At 40.6% G+C, this 18,185-nt stretch carries 16 protein-coding genes; 8 read left to right on the top strand and 8 right to left on the bottom strand.

Annotation, left to right across the window (positions count from 1 at the left end; translation table 11 throughout):
• Positions 1-3 precede the first annotated feature (3 nt).
• The 3 genes from IR083_RS06475 to IR083_RS06465 form a co-directional block, all read right to left on the bottom strand.
• Positions 4-537, bottom strand: coding sequence for an NADH-quinone oxidoreductase subunit C (locus tag IR083_RS06475; protein ID WP_006798583.1), 534 nt, complete (start codon positions 535-537; stop codon positions 4-6).
• Between the two features lie 9 nt (positions 538-546).
• The gene (locus tag IR083_RS06470) at positions 547-1,098 is read right to left on the bottom strand and encodes an NADH-quinone oxidoreductase subunit B (RefSeq protein WP_194223671.1); all 552 of its coding nucleotides are present in this window, start codon (positions 1,096-1,098) and stop codon (positions 547-549) included.
• Positions 1,099-1,203: 105 nt separating this feature from the next.
• Complete coding sequence (locus tag IR083_RS06465) at positions 1,204-1,572, bottom strand: NADH-quinone oxidoreductase subunit A (RefSeq protein ID WP_006798581.1); 369 nt, start codon at positions 1,570-1,572, stop codon at positions 1,204-1,206.
• A gap of 681 nt (positions 1,573-2,253) precedes the next feature.
• On the opposite strand from IR083_RS06465, the gene IR083_RS06460 reads away from it, so the two are divergent.
• Positions 2,254-5,313, top strand: coding sequence for a SusC/RagA family TonB-linked outer membrane protein (locus tag IR083_RS06460; RefSeq protein ID WP_317174699.1), 3,060 nt, complete (start codon positions 2,254-2,256; stop codon positions 5,311-5,313).
• Between the two features lie 35 nt (positions 5,314-5,348).
• Positions 5,349-7,019: a SusD/RagB family nutrient-binding outer membrane lipoprotein gene (locus IR083_RS06455; protein WP_006798579.1), complete on the top strand. Its 1,671-nt coding sequence runs from the start codon at positions 5,349-5,351 to the stop codon at positions 7,017-7,019.
• Positions 7,020-7,147: 128 nt separating this feature from the next.
• Here the strand turns inward: IR083_RS06455 and IR083_RS06450 are convergent, their stop codons facing one another.
• Positions 7,148-9,190 (bottom strand): copper-translocating P-type ATPase, encoded by a 2,043-nt coding sequence (locus IR083_RS06450; RefSeq protein ID WP_194223669.1) that lies wholly within the window; start codon positions 9,188-9,190, stop codon positions 7,148-7,150.
• Between the two features lie 149 nt (positions 9,191-9,339).
• On the opposite strand from IR083_RS06450, the gene IR083_RS24465 reads away from it, so the two are divergent.
• The 5 genes from IR083_RS24465 to IR083_RS06430 all read left to right on the top strand — a co-directional run bounded on the left by IR083_RS24465 (position 9,340) and on the right by IR083_RS06430 (position 12,607).
• Positions 9,340-9,573 carry a hypothetical protein gene (locus IR083_RS24465; protein ID WP_206759852.1) on the top strand — a complete coding sequence of 78 codons (234 nt, stop codon included), beginning with the start codon at positions 9,340-9,342 and terminating at the stop codon, positions 9,571-9,573.
• 316 nt (positions 9,574-9,889) lie between these two features.
• A complete protein-coding gene (mce, locus tag IR083_RS06445; protein WP_006798576.1) occupies positions 9,890-10,303 on the top strand; it encodes a methylmalonyl-CoA epimerase in 414 nt (137 codons plus the stop codon).
• Positions 10,304-10,391: 88 nt separating this feature from the next.
• Positions 10,392-11,942 (top strand): acyl-CoA carboxylase subunit beta, encoded by a 1,551-nt coding sequence (locus IR083_RS06440; protein ID WP_006798575.1) that lies wholly within the window; start codon positions 10,392-10,394, stop codon positions 11,940-11,942.
• A gap of 20 nt (positions 11,943-11,962) precedes the next feature.
• Positions 11,963-12,139: a hypothetical protein gene (locus IR083_RS06435; RefSeq protein WP_194223668.1), complete on the top strand. Its 177-nt coding sequence runs from the start codon at positions 11,963-11,965 to the stop codon at positions 12,137-12,139.
• A gap of 15 nt (positions 12,140-12,154) precedes the next feature.
• Positions 12,155-12,607 carry a biotin/lipoyl-containing protein gene (locus IR083_RS06430; protein ID WP_006798573.1) on the top strand — a complete coding sequence of 151 codons (453 nt, stop codon included), beginning with the start codon at positions 12,155-12,157 and terminating at the stop codon, positions 12,605-12,607.
• A 65-nt stretch (positions 12,608-12,672) separates the two neighbouring features.
• Here the strand turns inward: IR083_RS06430 and IR083_RS06425 are convergent, their stop codons facing one another.
• Positions 12,673-13,614 carry a LysR family transcriptional regulator gene (locus tag IR083_RS06425; RefSeq protein WP_194223667.1) on the bottom strand — a complete coding sequence of 314 codons (942 nt, stop codon included), beginning with the start codon at positions 13,612-13,614 and terminating at the stop codon, positions 12,673-12,675.
• 109 nt (positions 13,615-13,723) lie between these two features.
• Here IR083_RS06425 and IR083_RS06420 point away from each other — a divergent pair, with 109 nt between their 5' ends.
• Positions 13,724-14,320, top strand: coding sequence for an NAD(P)H-dependent oxidoreductase (locus IR083_RS06420; RefSeq protein WP_194223666.1), 597 nt, complete (start codon positions 13,724-13,726; stop codon positions 14,318-14,320).
• 71 nt (positions 14,321-14,391) lie between these two features.
• Here IR083_RS06420 and IR083_RS06415 read toward each other — a convergent pair whose 3' ends face one another.
• Genes IR083_RS06415 through IR083_RS06405 form a run of 3 tightly spaced genes read right to left on the bottom strand, consistent with a single transcriptional unit; the run spans position 14,392 to position 18,169 of the window.
• Complete coding sequence (locus tag IR083_RS06415) at positions 14,392-15,753, bottom strand: alpha-amylase family glycosyl hydrolase (RefSeq protein ID WP_194223665.1); 1,362 nt, start codon at positions 15,751-15,753, stop codon at positions 14,392-14,394.
• A 21-nt stretch (positions 15,754-15,774) separates the two neighbouring features.
• A complete protein-coding gene (locus IR083_RS06410) occupies positions 15,775-17,112 on the bottom strand; it encodes an SLC45 family MFS transporter (protein ID WP_194223664.1) in 1,338 nt (445 codons plus the stop codon).
• Between the two features lie 22 nt (positions 17,113-17,134).
• On the bottom strand, positions 17,135-18,169 hold the full coding sequence (locus tag IR083_RS06405; RefSeq protein ID WP_194223663.1) for a LacI family DNA-binding transcriptional regulator: 1,035 nt from the start codon (positions 18,167-18,169) through the stop codon (positions 17,135-17,137).
• Positions 18,170-18,185: the final 16 nt, after the last annotated feature.

The following is an 18,185-nucleotide window of genomic DNA, read 5'->3' as shown; positions in this document are numbered from 1 at the left end:
GCTTTATTTATTTGGTTCATAGTTGTTAGGCGTTCTTCCGAAGAAACGGTCGTCTTTGTCTGTACGGCCCGAATCTTCGAGAGGAAACTCTTTACGCATAGGGAAAGAGATCATGCCTTCATCGTTCAATATACGCTTCAGGTTAGGGTGTCCTTTGAAGATAATGCCGTAAAAATCATAGGTTTCGCGTTCCATCCAGTTGGCAGTTGCAAAAACTTCCACCAGAGTATCTATTTCCGGTTCGTCTCCGTTCAGGTACGTCTTTATTCTTACCCTAACATTATCTATCCAATTGTGTAGTAAATATACTACAGCAAATTGCGCACTTTTATCATTGTCGGGATAATGTACACCGCAAAGGTCAGTCATGAAGTTAAAACGTAGCGTTTCATCCTCTTTCATAAAACGGATCACGTCTTTAATGACAGCAGGTGTAGCCTCGAATACAAAAATATCGTGTTCCATTCTGAAGTTAAGAACTTCTGACCCGAACTTTTCACTTATCTTACTTTCAATAACTGTAGTTTCAAGTGCCATTATGCCTATTTATTCAAATTTATATGATTCAAGTAATTTGTCGTATCTGTCCGAACCTCTGCGATGGATAGATTCGTGTTTTACCAGTTCCTGCAATTGCATCACTCCATCGAGTATCTGTTCCGGGCGGGGAGGGCATCCGGGTACATATACATCTACCGGAATAACCTTATCTATACCTTGCAACACGGAATAAGTATCGAATATGCCACCCGATGAAGCGCAAGCCCCTACGGCGATGACCCATTTAGGTTCAGCCATTTGTTCGTATACGTGACGGAGAATAGGAACCATTTTTTTTGATATGGTTCCCATAACGAGTAACATGTCGGCCTGACGGGGAGAAAAACTGTTTCGCTCTGCGCCAAAACGTCCCATATCATAGGTTGAAGCCATTGTAGCCATGAATTCGATGCCGCAGCATGATGTGGCAAATGGTAAAGGCCATAGAGAATTGGCGCGTGCCAGTCCTATGACATAATCGAATTTTGTAGCAAAAAATCCATGTCCTGTGTATCCATCAGGAGCTGGTACTACATTTATATTAGAAGACTTGCTCATATTTCTTTTATATTAAAATCTTAAAACCTTATTAACCCTCTCTTTTGTGATAACAATAATAGCGGGTAATGGTTCTGGATTATAACTTTATATATCTTCTTTTAGTTATTTTTCCCACTCTAAAGCTTTACGCTTCACGATGTATAGATAACCTACAAGTAATAATGCAATAAATCCGCCCATTTTCAATAATCCATCCCATCCAATAGCCTTGAAGTTTACAGCCCAAGGGTACATGAATACGATTTCTATATCAAACAGAACGAAGAGTATCGCAACCAGAAAATACTTAATAGGGAAAGGCGAACGTGCATTGCCTATGGGATCGAGACCGCATTCGAAGTTTGCCTGTTTTCGTGCATTTTTGCGTTTTGGCCCTAACATATTTGATGCAAGTACTGTAGCAAAGACAAATACGACAGAAAAAGCTATCTGCATCAATATGGGTAAAAAATCATATAGATTTGAACTCATAATTTCTTTTTTAACATACTTTGTTTTACAGGACACAAATATACTTTTTTTATTTGTCAAAAAAGAATAAAATGACTCATATATTTTATCGATATTGGTAATTAAATGCGCACTGGGACAAAAATATAGCATTTTGTTCAGTGTAGATTGCAAATTGCGTTTAAAGAGTTTTTTTTAGACGTGCTTCATAGATGTTGTTTATAATGTTTTATTCCTTATAGTTTTATTTTATATTTTGCTCTTTTTTATGCAATTATTTCAATGTATTTTGTTTGTAAGATTCGTTTAGGTGTAGGTCTTATGGATTATGTTTATCTAGGTATAGATGCTTTTTATCAAATGTTAATTAAGATTTGGGTGCGAGTTTTTGGTTGTTGTGTTTTTTTTGAATATGTTTAATAACATATTTTCACAAATTAACTATTTTCTTTACATACTTTTACTTTGTTAAGTGTCCTATTATTAGTCTGTTGTTGTTTTGTGATTGTTTTTTAAGTTTTAAAATATCCAAAATGTTAATTAACACTTTGCATTATGTTTGTATTATTTTCTCTTATACATTTGCATATAAATGTGCTGAACCCTTAAATAAAAAAAACTATGATGTGTAAAATTAAAAGGAAAAGGATTAATCCTTTTGGGCGTAATGTCCATGCTTTCATTTATCTTCTTACATTTTTCATGATGCTGAGTGGTGCTGTTTACTCACAAACAGGAAGTAAGATTACAGTAAAAGGTGTGGTTACTGATGCTACCGGAGAACCTTTGGCCGGAGCTACAGTATCGGAAAAAGGTACTACAAACGGAACAATGACGGGCGTTGATGGAGATTTTACTCTTTCTGTTGCTTCTAATGGAACATTAACTGTGACCTATGTGGGATTTCACTCGAAAGAAGTGGAGGTTAACGGACAAACAACGTTTAAAGTCTCACTTATTGAAGACTCGAAGGTGCTTGATGAGGTCGTCGTTACTGCTTTAGGTATTAAGCGTGACCGGAAATCTTTGGGGTATGCTATGCAAGAAGTGAAAGGTGATAACTTGACTGAAACGCGTGATGCAAACGTGGCCAATTCTCTTGCGGGAAAAATTGCCGGGGTGCAGATCAAGCAAAGCGGTACTGGTGTCGGTGGATCGACAAGAATTGTGATTCGCGGTAATAACTCTATCGCGGGTAACAATCAGCCACTGGTAGTAGTAGATGGCGTGCCCATCGATAACTTCAGTAGTAAGACTGATGACTATTGGGGAAACAGCCTTGCCGATAAAGGCTCGGGGATCTCGGATATCTCGCCTGACGATATCGAAAGCATATCGGTGCTGAAAGGGCCTGCAGCTGCAGCTCTCTATGGTAGCCGTGCTGGTAATGGGGTTGTTATGATTACAACTAAAAAAGGGACTTCGGGTAAAGGGGTCGGTATTACATTTAATACGAACCTGACAATCGATAACCCGATGCAGACACCAGAATATCAAAATGTTTACGGGCAAGGATCTAATGGGAGTTTTGATAATAATCAGTTTGGTAGTTGGGGCCCTAAAATGGACGGTCAGACAGCTGAAATGGCATTGGGGAAATATCCTTATTCAGCCAGGGATAACAATCTGTACAAAGACTTTTTGCGTACGGGATCTAGTTGGACAAACAGTTTGGATGTAAGTAAGAATAGTGAAGATATGACATTCCGTGCTTCGGCGACACGCTTAGATAATAAAGCTGTGGTGCCTAACAGCGGAATGGACCGTACATCTCTTACTGTTCGTACGACTGCTAAACTGGCTAAATGGTTGTCTGTCGACTTTAAAGTCAATTATATTAATCAGAATACAAAGAACCGTATAGCTTTAGCCGCCGACCCTAACAATATATTTTATGACTATCTGATGATGCCTCGCAGTATAGGATTTTCCGACTGGGAGCCTTATCGGGGAAATGATTGGAAACGAGCTGATGGAAAACCGGCAGCTTATGTGCTGGATCATGGGTCAGCTCCTCGCAGTCCTTATTGGTCTACTGAGCGCAACAGAAACTCCGATAAGAGAGATCGTTATATTAGTTTTGCGGCCTTGGACTTCACTTTCACCGATTGGTTGAGCCTGAAATTACGTACAGGTATGGATAATTATAATTTCCGATATGAAACTATACGTGCTACAGGTAACCCATATTGGGAACAGGGAGGTAGTTACCGTGTTCAACAAGAAGGTTTTAAGGAGTTGAATTCAGACTTTCTGTTTACGGCTAAAGGCAACGCCGGTAAGTTTGGAGTGCTGGGTACTTTCGGTGGAAATATTATGTACCGTTCCACATCTTTTACCAATAGTTGGTCAGGAGAGTTAGAAATTCCGGATTTCTATTCGATAACAAATGGAAAAGCTCATCAGGCAGTAGAGGCAAGTACGAGTCGTAAAGAGATTAATTCTTTGTATGCAACAGCTTCTTTGTCTTGGGACAATTACTTGTATCTGGATCTGACAGGGCGTAATGACTGGTCTTCTACTTTGCCGAAAGATAATTACTCATATTTCTATCCGTCGGTAGGTGCTAGTTGGGTGTTTACGCAAATGTTGGAAAACATGGGGCATAATACAGGGCCACTGACTTTCGGTAAATTGCGTGCATCATGGGCACAGGTAGGAAATGATACAGATCCCTATATGCTTCGGGACTATTTCACTACTCTATATGATATAAAAGGAGGGATATACAATGTAACAAATAAAAACTGGATTGCCAATCTCGATCTTAAGAATGAAACTATCGAATCATGGGAGCTGGGCTTAGAGTTAAGAGGCTTCGATAATAGGCTCGGCGTAGATCTTTCTTATTACAAGAAGAACGCTAAGGATCAAATATTAAAGATATCTGTTCCGGCAGCTACAGGTTACCAGTATAAGATGATTAATGCAGGTAATATACAAAATAAAGGTTGGGAACTAGCCTTATTCGGTACACCTGTAAAGACGGCAAGCGGATTCCAATGGGAGACATTGTTGAACTGGTCGAAGAATGAAAATAAGATTGTCTCATTGTCAAAAGATACAAAAAAACAAATCTTAAGTGATGGAACCGGCATTAGTTTCTTACAGATAGTAGCAGAGGAAGGCGGTTCATATGGCGATATTTACGGTTATGCTTACGAGCGCAACAAAGATGGAAGTATCTTAATCGGGGATAATGGTATTCCTGTGCGTGCCAGCGAGATGAAAAAGCTGGGTAATAACCAGCCTGAATGGATGATGGGATGGACAAATACTTTTACTTACAAAAATTTGTCTTTAAGTTTCTTGATTGACCTCAATTATGGTGGGGATGTATATATGGGATCTATACAAACAGGTACACGTTATGGTAATTTGGCAATGACTCTGGATGGTCGTGATGGTATGGTTGTGCCGGGCTTGCTAGCTAATGGAACAGCTAATTCCACATCTGTTACTGCACAAAAATATTGGACCGAAATATCAGGTATTACCGAAGCCTTTATGTATGATGCGACAAATGCGCGTTTACGCGAATTGAATATAGGATATACTTTCCCTCGCTCTCTTTTGACGAAGACTCCTTTCAGTGGGCTTAAGGTTGGCTTTGTTGCACGTAATCTATTTATGATTTACAGCAAGACTAAAGGGTTCGATCCTGAAGCTGGATTTAGTAACGGGAATACTGTACAGGGGGTTGAGTTTGGTTCAATGCCTACAATGAGAAGCCTTGGATTCAATGTTAATGTTTCGTTTTGATGAAAAGGATTTATTCACTTAAAAAAGAATTCAATATGAAAATCACAAAAATATTTCTGGGATGTTTGCTCCTTACTTCGGTATTCGTGGGATGCGATATAACAAACCTCAATGATAATCCGAATGAGCCGACTGGTGATGTGGACTATAATATGAATAATTCCAGACTGGCTTCTGTTTTCCGCACGAGCATGCCTGCTATAGAAGGTGATGATGAGCAACGTGTGAAATCGCTTATGGTTGATTTTTACGCTCAAATGCTGGAGGGAGGTAACTTTACGACGAAGAATTATCAGATGAATGAAGATTGGCAACAGCGTTTGTATCGCCGAATACAGTCTCCGGTGGCTCAATTGAATATTGTTATCAGAAATCTCTCCGAAGAAAGTCCGGATTTATATGCAAACTCGATAGCTGTAGCTAAAATCTGGCGTGTATATGTACAATCGCAAGGAGTCGATTGTTTCGGACCTATTCCGTTTGCACCATATTCGGAAGTAGTTGACAATCCTCCGTATAAGTCGGTAGAGGATTCTTACAAAGAGTTCTTTAAAGAATTGGAAGAGGCGGCTGCTTTATTGGGCAAAGCCGGTTCTAAGCCTATTTTTACGGCTTCGAACTATGATATAATATATGCAAATGATGTTGCTAAATGGAAGAAATTTGCGAATTCGTTACGTTTGCGTTTAGCTTTACGTCTTTCAGAAGTGAATTCGAATCTCTGCTCAGAGCAGGCCAAGGCGGCTATTGCTGCCGGAGTGTTGGATAGTCCTGCAGATAATGCTTATTTACCACCTAAGGCGAATGGCGACTGGGGACAGGATTATAATTATACAATGTTTCAGATTTCTTGGGGCGGTCCTTTAATGATGACGACGTCGTTTGAAAAACTATTGACAGGTATCGGAGGTTTCGATTGGCCGACAGGTGTATCAAACAAAAGAGCCGCATTGAATGCTGGGACTGCAACTCCTGTTTCAACTGTTCATCCGGTAAAAGTAGATCCGCGCGGGCCGGTTATGTTCGATCCTGGATATGAAAATGGAGACTGGAAAGGAATCCCAGCGGGATTACCTTCAAATGAATATGGTACAGGGCAATACAAAACAGTATTGTATTCTGAATTGGGTATTCTTATACAGGCTGGAGCTCCATACAAGGCTCGCCCGTATGACCTATTCTTATACGAAGAAGTTTGTTTCCTGAAAGCCGAGGCAGCATTACGCGGATTCATTACAGGAAATGCCAAAGAGGAATACGAAAAGGGGGTAAAGGCATCATTCACTACATGGGGTGTCTCAGGGGTAACCGAATATCTTACTTCTATGGATAAGAATCAGGCAGGAACTAGCGCTAAATTTGAGGACATTGCCGGAGCGGGTAATACCCAACTGGAAAAAATTATTACGCAGAAGTATTTTGCTTTGTTCCCTGATATGTCTATGGAAGCATGGAACGATAAGCGTCGTTTGAATTTGCCTCGTATGGATGTACCGGTATTGCGTGATCAATTGCTGTATAATAATAGCGATAAGGATATTAAGAAACCCGCAAATTTTATCAGACGTGTACAATATCCTCAGAATGAGATTCAGATAAACAAAACTGAATATGATAAAGGTGTTCAGCTTTTGGGAGGAAAAGATAATGTAAGTACTTCGATCTGGTGGGATAAACAAGCCAACTATTGCACATCTGCAAATTAAGGAAAGTTTTACACTTTACAACTACTATTTCAGGGCCGCTCGAAAGAGCGGTCTTGTTTTTTTGCATATGGGTTAATATGTCGAAGAGCTCTCTTTATGCTGTTCTGTTTATAAGCGTATCGAATTTTTTATATTGGTTTTCTTCTCAATAGGAGGCTATTGCAGATGACACTCACCGAACTCAATGCCATAACAATGCCCGCAAACAGAGGGTCTAACAGAAAACCGTTTACGGGAAATAGTATGCCTGCCGCAACCGGTATCCCGATAGCATTGAAGATAAAGGCCCAGAATAGATTCTGGTGTATCGTTCTCGTAGTTATTTTAGATAGGTTTATCGTCTGTATCAGTTTATTCAGATCGGATGAGGTGACTGTGACCTGTGCCACCTCCATCGCTATGTCGCTGCCTTTGCCCATAGCCACACTTACGTCAGCCATTGCCAATGCACCTACATCGTTGATGCCATCTCCGGTCATGGCCACAGTTTCACCTTGTATCTTCAGGTCTCTTACGAAGGCTGCTTTGCCTGCCGGTAAAGCTCCGGCCATAACATTATCCGTATCTATTCCCACTTTTCTGGCAGTCATGTCGGCTGAGCGTTTGCTGTCTCCCGTGAGCATATACAGCTTCAATCTTGCCAACCTCATTCTTTCAATAGCATTCATAGACGTTTCTTTTACCGCATCGGTTATAGCTATAATAGCTAATAGAGAACTCTCATTTGCAAAGAGGACAATTGTATTTGACTTTTCGGTTTCCCGTTCTATCCATTCTTTCTCTTTATCCAAAATCTTTATGTTGTATTCTCCCAAGAGTTTAGATGTTCCCACATAATATTTATTGGTCGCGGTTTCTCCCATGAGTCCGCGTCCCGATAAAGAAGATACTGTCATCTCGGGTTTTATTCGCATGTCGTCTCTTATATAGTTTTTTACAGCATCGGCAAGCGGGTGTTCCGAATACGATTCGATACCATATAATATACCCTTCAGTTCAGGCGTAGCTCCTGTCAGCCATTTCATATCTGTAACTCGGAATATGCCTTCGGTTATTGTTCCTGTTTTGTCCAGAACAACTGCTGTTAGTTTCCGGGCGTTTTCGAGGGCTTCATCTCCTTTTATCAGGATGCCGTTAGCCGCGCCATTATCTATTCCTGCCATAATCGCGGTCGGGGTTGCAAGTCCCAATGCACATGGGCAGGCCATTATCAATACGGCTATCATCGAAGAAAGTCCCTGTGTAAAGCCATCTTCGGGAGATAGTAGTAGCCATGTCAAAAATGTAAGGATGGCAACAATCCCTACAATGGGAATGAATATAGATGAAACCCTATCCACCGCTTTTGAAACCGGGAGGCGGCTGCTTTCCCCCTCTTGTACCATTTTTACGATTTGGCCGATCAGAGTGTTTTTACCTACCTTATATGCCTCGAAGTAAAAGCTGTTGGCTTCATTGATTGTTCCTGCATACACTTTTTTTCCTTCACTTTTCTCCACGGGCATTGCTTCCCCGCTGATCATGCTTTCGTTGATAAAAGAACTACCTTGGGTAATTTTCCCGTCTACCGCAATTCTTTCGCCCGGTTTTACGAATATTTTATCTCCTATACGGATGTCTTTTATCGCAGTCTTTACCAGTTGCCCTTCTTTGACTACTGCGGCTGTGTCAGGCTGTAACCCTATCAGTTGTTTGATGGCTACAGTAATGTTCCTTTTTGCTTTATACTCCAGGTACCTTCCCAGTAGTACAAATGCTACAATCACTGCTGACACTTCAAAATATACATGCGCCTGCAGCCCTTTATCAGTCCAGAAAGAAGGATAAAAAGTATTGAACACACTTACAACATAGGCTGTACCTGTGCTCAGTGCCACCAATGTATCTACATTCGTTGTGAAGTGGCGGATTTGCACCCATGCTTTAATGAAGAATTGTTTTCCGAAGAGGATGATTACCGGAGTAGCCAGCAACCACATGATATAATTGACATAATTTATTTTACTGAAAAATATAGCTATAATCAATAGGGGAATACAGAGTAACATTGCATAAACGCAATTTTTTCTGATTCCGGCCAGATTATGGTTGTATATATCCACGATATCTTCACCCTCTATTATTTTCTCGATGTCCGATATGCTAAGAATATTTTCAGGATTGTTTGCCATGATTCTTAAATTTGAGATTCATATAAATCAACATCATAAAGTTATATAAAGTTTGGAGTCTGGCTCCTAATGCTGTTACTAATATTGGTATTCTGAGCTTGATAATTGAAAAAGTAACAAAGGTAATATGGAAACTGAAGCAATCTGTTATGAATCAAGACAAATATGCTTTCTCCCAATTGATTGATTTTTTTCTGGAATCAACCACTCTGATGTTATACGGGCCACTCTCAGACTGCGAAAGTATGCGTGATTTGTGTATTTTGGCCGATGCACACTACCAGAAACCGCATCGTTTGGGTTTTGGAAAGAATATAGCTCTTTTTACTCTATCCCGAGCTAACGCCAATCGTGATTATCGGATTTTTGAGAAATTTGCCTAAACGGATACTAATGATTATTAATTTTTAATTGCTTTCGTTAATATTGTTGCCTTTTTTTAAGAAATGCAATCAGAATTAAAAAATAAATGCAACTGGAAAAATCTAGATTTTTATCAACTGACCGCAACAAACTTCGCGAAAAAAGTAATACTTTAATGTTAAAAAACAAACATTTAGAAAAAGAAAAATGAACATTGCACACTTTTTGGTATTCTGTGCAAAAATGAAGTTTTTTTACAATTTTAATTTCGTTGTCTTATAATTTAATAGTACCTTTGCGCGGAACTAAATAATAACTTTTTATTCAGATAAAATCATGGATATTTCACACATTGAACATTTAGGTATTGCTGTAAAAAGCATCGAAGAACAACTACCTTATTACGAGGGTGTTTTAGGTCTAAAATGTTATAACATTGAAGTTGTAGAAGACCAAAAAGTAAAAACTGCATTCTTCAAAGTGGGACAAACGAAAATTGAACTTCTGGAGCCAACAAGCCCTGATAGTACAATTGCTAAATTTATTGAGAAAAAAGGAGAAGGCATCCATCATATCGCATTCAGCGTAGCAGACGGAGTAGCTAACGCTCTTTCCGAAATGGAATCGAAAGGTGTACAATTGATAGACAAAGCTCCTCGCGGTGGTGCAGAAGGCCTGAGTATAGCTTTCCTTCATCCGAAATCAACAGGAAGCGTCCTCACCGAACTGTGTGAACATCCAAACAAATAAAGTAAGAATGACTTTACTCACCCGATGATGATGTAAGGTCATTTTTATGTTGAACAGATTAATTTATTAGAATCTAAAATATTAAAACATGAGCCAACTTGAAAAGGTAAAAGAGCTAATGGAACTTCGTGCTAAAGCCCGTCTGGGTGGAGGTCAGAAAAGAATCGATTCTCAGCACGATAAAGGCAAATACACAGCACGCGAACGTATAGCTATCCTCCTTGACGAAGGAAGTTTCGAAGAATTTGACATGTTCGTAGAACACCGCAGTACAAACTTCGGAATGGACAAACAAAAATTCCTGGGAGACGGTGTTGTTACAGGTTGCGGTACTATCGACGGCCGTCTGGTTTATATTTTTGCACAGGATTTCACTGTAATCGGTGGTTCATTGTCAGAAACTATGGCGTTGAAGATATGCAAAGTAATGGATATGGCAATGAAGGTAGGTGCTCCGGTAATCGGAATCAACGACTCGGGTGGCGCACGTATTCAGGAAGGTGTGAACGCTTTGGCGGGTTATGCTGAAATATTCCAACGCAACATCCTTGCATCCGGTGTTATCCCTCAGATTTCAGGTATCTTCGGACCTTGTGCCGGTGGTGCAGTATACTCTCCGGCTCTTACCGACTTTACACTGATGACAGAAGGTACGTCTTATATGTTCCTTACAGGACCTAAAGTGGTAAAAACTGTTACAGGTGAAGACGTTACTCAGGAAGAACTCGGTGGTGCAAGTGTACATACAACAAAATCAGGTGTTGCTCATTTCTCTGTAGCAAACGAAGACGATGGACTTGCTCTTATCCGTCACTTATATAGCTTCCTTCCTCAAAACAATATGGAAGAAGCTCCTCGCAAAGAATGTACCGACCCGATTGCCAGAATGGAAGATTCATTGAATGAAATCATCCCTGACAACCCGAACAAGCCTTACGATATGTTTGAGGTTATCGGAGCGGTAGTAGACAATGGAGAATTCCTTGAAGTACATGGTAATTATGCTAAAAACATCATTATCGGTTTTGCCCGTATGAACGGACAATCGGTAGGTGTGGTAGCAAACCAACCTAAATATCTGGCTGGGGTGCTAGACATCAATGCATCACGCAAAGCTGCTCGTTTCGTGCGTTTCTGCGATGCATTCAATATTCCGTTGGTAACATTAGTAGACGTTCCGGGATTCCTTCCGGGAACAGGACAGGAATACGGCGGCGTAATCACTCACGGAGCAAAACTTCTTTATGCTTACGGTGAAGCTACTGTACCTAAAGTAACTGTGACTCTTCGCAAATCTTACGGTGGTTCTCACATTGTGATGAGTTGTAAACAACTTCGCGGAGACATCAACTATGCATGGCCTACTGCCGAAATCGCAGTAATGGGTGCTGATGGTGCTGCTGAAGTATTGTATGCTAAAGATATCAAAGAGGCTGAAAACCCTGCTGAAGCACTTGCCGCGAAGAAAGCTGAATACAACAAACTATTCTGTAATCCTTTCAATGCTGCACGTTATGGATATATCGACGATGTTATCGAACCGCGTAATACACGTTTCCGTGTGATCCGCGCTTTGGAACAACTGAGAACCAAAAAGCAAGTTAATCCTGCCAAGAAGCATGACAACCTGCCTCTGTAATCCTTCAAAATAATATAACAATGAGCGATCAGAATATATCAAAAGAAGTATTGGCGGCGATAGCACTGGCTATATATGATGCACAGCATCAGCATGACATAGAAAGCAATGTGCTTACTATAAAACATGTATCGAAAGATTATTTGCCTTGGGCCGACAAAAGGGAGGCTATGCTTCAAATGCCAGTAAGAAAATAAAATTCGAAAATCATCATGAAACAATTCATATACAGAATCAACGGCCAGGAATATATCGTAGCCGTAAACAAAATGGAAGGCGACCTTGCAGAAGTAGCTGTAAACGGAACTAACTACAAGGTAGAGCTGGTAAACAGCGACGAGGATGTAAATTTCGTTGCCCGCCCTGCTGCTAAAGCGGCACCAGCGCCTGCCGCCGCAGCTCCAAAAGCAACAGCTGCTGCCCCAAGTGCTAACAAACCTGCCGGAGGCGGCGCAGGTACAGTGAAATCACCACTACCGGGTATCGTTATCGGAGTTCAGGTAAATGTGGGCGATGAAGTGAAAAAAGGCCAGACAGTAGCTATGCTTGAAGCCATGAAAATGGAAAATGCGATACAAGCACCTATGGATGGCAAAGTAACTGAAATATATGTGAACGCCGGTGACTCAGTGCTTGAAGGCGTAGCCTTATTGGCGATAGGATAAAGAAAAATATCCCCAAATATGTAAAGAACACTGTATAATTTTATCTATACAGTGTTCTTACTTTATTACTTGCCTGTATCCTGTAAAAGTAAGATTTGATCTTTGACATCGATGGCCATATGTTTGAGAAAAACATCTTGTAACAATGCCAATTCTTTTTTATAAATCGTTTTTTTTCTTTGGGCAAAGTACAGCGTATTTTCTATTGGGCTGAAACCTTCCCACACAAGTTGGATATTTCCTTTTTCCAACTGCTTGCGACATAAAAAATCGGGAATAACAGCAAATCCTTCCTTACCAGATATACAACGTATAATCGAACTCATATTGGGAACAATATAGTTTGGCTTAAAATCGGCCCTTTTCTTGAAATTATGCAGCCAGAAATTGCGGAGATGCTCCATATCCCCTGTCGTTCCAAACCAGACCTGCTTATTCAGCCAGTCTTCAGCGGTTTCGGTATTGCCGGTATTTACAGCCTCTCTGAATCCGGATACATCATTCTTACTTCCCGCTATCAGTATCAGCCGCTCTTTCGAAAAAGGCGTATACTGAATATTAAACGTTTCGTCTTTTTGCGGTGAAATAACAAAATCGAGTAAGCCCTTATCCAAATCATTCAGCATATCCTGATATACTCCAAACTTTGTAATAAGATTGAAAGGTAACTCGCTGATAAAAGGCTCGAGCACATACTGGAACGTTTCAAAGCACATTCCAATGCTGATACTCGGCCTTACTGAATCTGCATTCCTGTAAAAATGCCCTTCAGCCTCCTCCAGTTTCTTCACGGCATCTACAATCGAATTATAGAGCATATTCCCATACTCGGTCGGCAACATCTTACGTGTCCCTCTATCAAATAATTTATTTCCGACATGTGCTTCCAAAGAATTCAGATGAAGACTGACACCGGGCTGGGATATGTAGAGCTTATTGGCAGCCGAGGTTAATGAACCTGTTTCGTATATTGCTTTAAATGTTCTGAACCATTCCAGATTTACCATAATACTTATTTATTATAATTATGATGCAAATATATAATTTATATTATTTTATTTATCAATAAAAAGGTTATAATTTTGTAGTAGAAAATTAAAAATAAGAAAAGCAATTATGAAAAAGATATTTGTAATAAACGGAGCACCAAAGTTTGCTCATTCGGGAGGAGAGTTCAACAAAACACTCACAGACTGGACAGTAGATTACTTCAAAAATAATAAAGGTTATGAAGTAAAAACTACAGATATCAATGACAGCTATAAACCTGAAGAAGAGGTAGAAAAGTTTGTATGGGCAGACGTCATTATCTACCATACTCCCATCTGGTGGTTCCAGTTGCCGAACGATTTGAAAAAGTATATAGACGAGGTTTTTACCGCAGGTCACCAGAACGGTATCTATTTCAGTGATGGCAGGCGCTCTGCCAACCCTACGCGCAACTATGGCACAGGCGGGCTGTTACAGGGACGGAAATATATGCTGACAACGACATGGAATGCTCCGGTTGAAGCATTTACCCTGGAGGATGAGTTCTTTAAACAACATAGCGTAGATAAAGGAGTTATGTTCGGCTTCCACCGGATGAATGCATTCGTAGGCTTAAAACCTCTTGATAGTTTTCATTTCTATGATGTAATGAAGAATCCGAATATCGAACAATCGGAAAAGAACTACAGGGCACATCTGGATATGGTATCCAAAGAGCTATAACATATATTATAGAATAATGAAGGCTCAGAATAATCTATCATCTGAGCCTTTATTATTGCTATAATTTCATTTTAGCGGGTAAATACTCTGTACTCCCATGCTTTCAGGGTATTAGGCAATTTGTCGACCTTCTTCCCTGAGAAATAGTCTACATAGTCATCCCTGTTTAAAGCGTCATTGCTCTGATAAGTAACGTTCTTTCCGGACAGGTTTAACATTACCATTATCTCTTTACCTGCCGCCTCACGCGAATAGATTAAGATATCTTTACTTGCAGATGATGTATAAAATCTTAGCTTACCACCTATCTCTCCTGCACGAAGGGCAGGGTGAGTATGTTTCAGTTCGTTTAGCTTCTTGTAAAAAGCGGTGGTTGCATTGGTTGTCCACGATGGTACCATATCTTTCTCGAAGAAAGAAAGACGCTTCTTCAAACCAACTTCCTGCCCTGTATATATCATTGGCATGCCATTCAGAGTATAAGTGAGCACGGCAAAAGTTTCCACTCCTTTTCCATAACGTTCAAACTCGGTACCATTCCATGAATTCTCATCATGGTTAGTAAGGAAATTCATCTTATACCCGTCCGGACACATAAGGCTATCCAGTTTCTGAACGTATGCCTGAATATCTTCGGCTGTCTTAGTTCCTTTATTCACGTCGGACATCATATGCATCAACTCCCATGAATAATTAGCATCGAAAGCATGCTCCAGTAAGTCATAATTTTCTGATTCAGCCAGCATAAATACAGGTTTGATGCTATCTAATGCAGGGCGTACATCGTTCCAGAAATCAGTAGGCACTTCATGTGCCATATCGCAGCGATAGCCGTCGATATTGAAATCTGTCACCCAATACTTCAACGCATCCGTCATTGCCGCACGCATATCCTTATTATCGTAGTTCAACTCGTAAGTATCCGTCCAGTCATATGGACTTTTTGGATTTCCGGCCTCATCCTTTACATACCAGTCGGGATGGTCAGAGAGCCATACATTATCACAACCTGTATGGTTGGCCACCCAATCCAGTATCACCTTAAATCCGGCTTCGTGCGCTTTATCGACAAGCCGCTTGAAGTCCTCTTTTGTTCCGTACTCAGGATTTATTCCTTTATAGTCCTTTACTGCATAATAGCTGCCCAAAGTTCCTTTACGGTTCTTCTCTGATATCGGATGTATCGGCATAAACCAAAGCACGTCGACGCCCAACTCTTTTAGCCGTGGCAGATGTTGCTCGAATGCTGCAAATGTGCCCTCTTTGGTATATTGTCTTACATTCACTTCGTAAATAACGGCATTGCGCGTCCAATCGAGATGCTGTACAGTACACTTTTCCTGTGGTTCATCAATTGCTGTCTGTGGCTTTTGTTTACATGAATAGCTCATAAGGGCTATTAAAGCGACCACAAATAATAGTTTATTTCTCATAAATTATATTTTAAATGGATATTACTTTATACTCTCCGGTTGTATCTCTGAATTCTTATCCTGTACAAATGCAACAGAGATTGCTGCCAATAACATAGATACGCCTGCTACTACCAGCATAGAAACAGAGCTTCCTCCCACAACATATTTCAATATCAATCCACCTGTTATACCCGCTACAATCTGCGGAATAGTTATAGTTGCATTGAATATCCCCATATATACACCCATTTTACTGGCTGGAAGCGCAGCCGACAGGATGGCATAAGGCATCGCGAGTATAGCCGCCCAGGCAATCCCCACACCGAGCATAGATACCAGCAGCATATATTTATCATCGAAGATATACATCGAAGCCAGCCCTAACGCTCCCATAAGCAGCGCGAACGAATATACTTTCTTCCGTCCCAGCTTATCTGCTATCCGAGCCATAAAAACAGAAAATACAACTGCAAAAACACCATATACCCCACTCAGTACACCATTCCAGTTGCCGGCATCGTTATAAGCCTGAGACAGGGGATCTGTCGTATGCCACACATTTTCGGCTATTCCTCCAATGGAATATACCCACATCAGGAATAAGGCAAACCAGGAGAAGAACTGCACAACTGCCAATTGAAGCATTGTCTTAGGCGTACTTTTAAGAATATCTATAAAAGACCGCTTCAGCTTTTCTTCCTCAGTGATGTTATTGTATTCTTCGTATTCTTTTGGAGGATATTCCTTAACCCTGAAGCTTGTCCATAAAACTGTCAGCAATAGAGCCGTCCCCCCTATATAGAATGACCAGATAACCGATGGTGCTACTTTTTCTCCTATGGCGGGTATATTTTGTATACCAATCCATGTAAGGATAAAAGGTAGGAAAGAGCCAACAACCGCACCTACATTGGTAAGGAAACTTTGGGTGGAATAACCCAGATTCCGCTGCTTGTCGTTTACCATATCACCTACTAAAGAACGGAAAGGCTGCATAGAAACATTAAAAGCACAATCCATGAACAATAACATAAATGCCCCGAAAAATACAGGAGGCATTATAGCTGCAACGAACTCCGAATTAGGCATAAAGAACATAGCTATAGCCGAGACTATTGCTCCTCCGAGGATAAACGGAATACGTCGTCCCAACTTTGTCCACGTGCGATCGCTCGACATACCTATAATCGGTTGTACAATCAGCCCGGCTATAGGGGCCGCAAGCCAGAATAAAGGTAGATGATGAGGATCGGCACCCAATGCCGACAATATACGGCTGGTCTGCGAACTCTGTAATGAATATCCTATTTGAATGCCTAAAAATCCGAAACTGAGGTTCCAGATCTGCCAAAAGGTAAGTGTTGGTTTTTGTTTCATGGTATAATTTAGTATGTATTAATCAATCTCCTCCTTCGGCGGGCAGTTTCCGTGTGGTTTGCCTTGCTATCAAAGAGGTCTTTATCAGTCTGTTCTTTCGCGATATATTTTCCGGATTCTCTATTTTCTCCAACATAAGCTGCATCGCTTCCTCCCCTACTTTTTTGGGATGCTGATCCATAGTAGTAAGCATGGGATCGGTATCCTGCGATATATTGGAATTGGAAAAGCCGAAGATTGAAACCTCTTCCGGCACTTTCAACCCAAGCTTTTTTGTAGCCAGTAATATACCCGAGGCTGTATAGTCGTTCATCGCCATAAATGCATCCGGCCTGTCAGGTTCCTGCAAGATCTCCATTGCTCTCTCATAACCGAGCTGCTTGGTATCAGCTATACGCATCAGATTTTCATCTACGGGCAGATGGTATTTGCGCAATGCATCCAGATAGCCATTTCTCCTGTTCTTGGATATTTCGAGATGCAACGGGGCCGAAAAAAAGGCTATACGCTTACAACCTGTCTTTATCATATATTCCACAGCGGTAAATGTTCCCGAATAATCATCTACCACTACCTTATCCGAGTCAATTCCCGTACAAATACGATCAAAAAAGATGACCGGTATATCATTATCTATCAACTCCTGAAAATGGTCGTATTTTGTAGTCATTTTCGACTGCGAAATCAACACGCCACATACACGGGCTTTGATAAGAGTCTGCACATTCCGTATCTCTTTCAGGTAATCTTCCGACGATTGGCATACAATCACATGATAGTCTTTCTCCTCAGCAATAGTCTCCATTCCCGATAATACTCCGGAAAAGAAATGGTTTGCCAATTCAGGAACGATAACTCCTATAATATTGGTATGCTGTGTTCTCAGACTCAAAGCCAACGCATTTGGCTTATATTTATATTTTTTCGCATAGTCCTGTACCAGTTTTCTGGTTTCGAGACTTATATCAGGATTATCTTTTAAAGCCCTCGACACAGTCGAGGGCGATATATTCAAATCTTTAGCAATATCTTTAATTGTTAACGGCCCTTTTTTCATCGTCTCCAAATTTTGA

It is taken from the genome of Dysgonomonas sp. GY75, assembly GCF_015234155.1.
In the GTDB taxonomy this organism is placed as follows: domain Bacteria; phylum Bacteroidota; class Bacteroidia; order Bacteroidales; family Dysgonomonadaceae; genus Dysgonomonas; species Dysgonomonas gadei.
The sequence above is the reverse complement of the archived record's forward strand: the minus strand, read 5'-3'. Positions and strand labels throughout refer to the sequence as shown.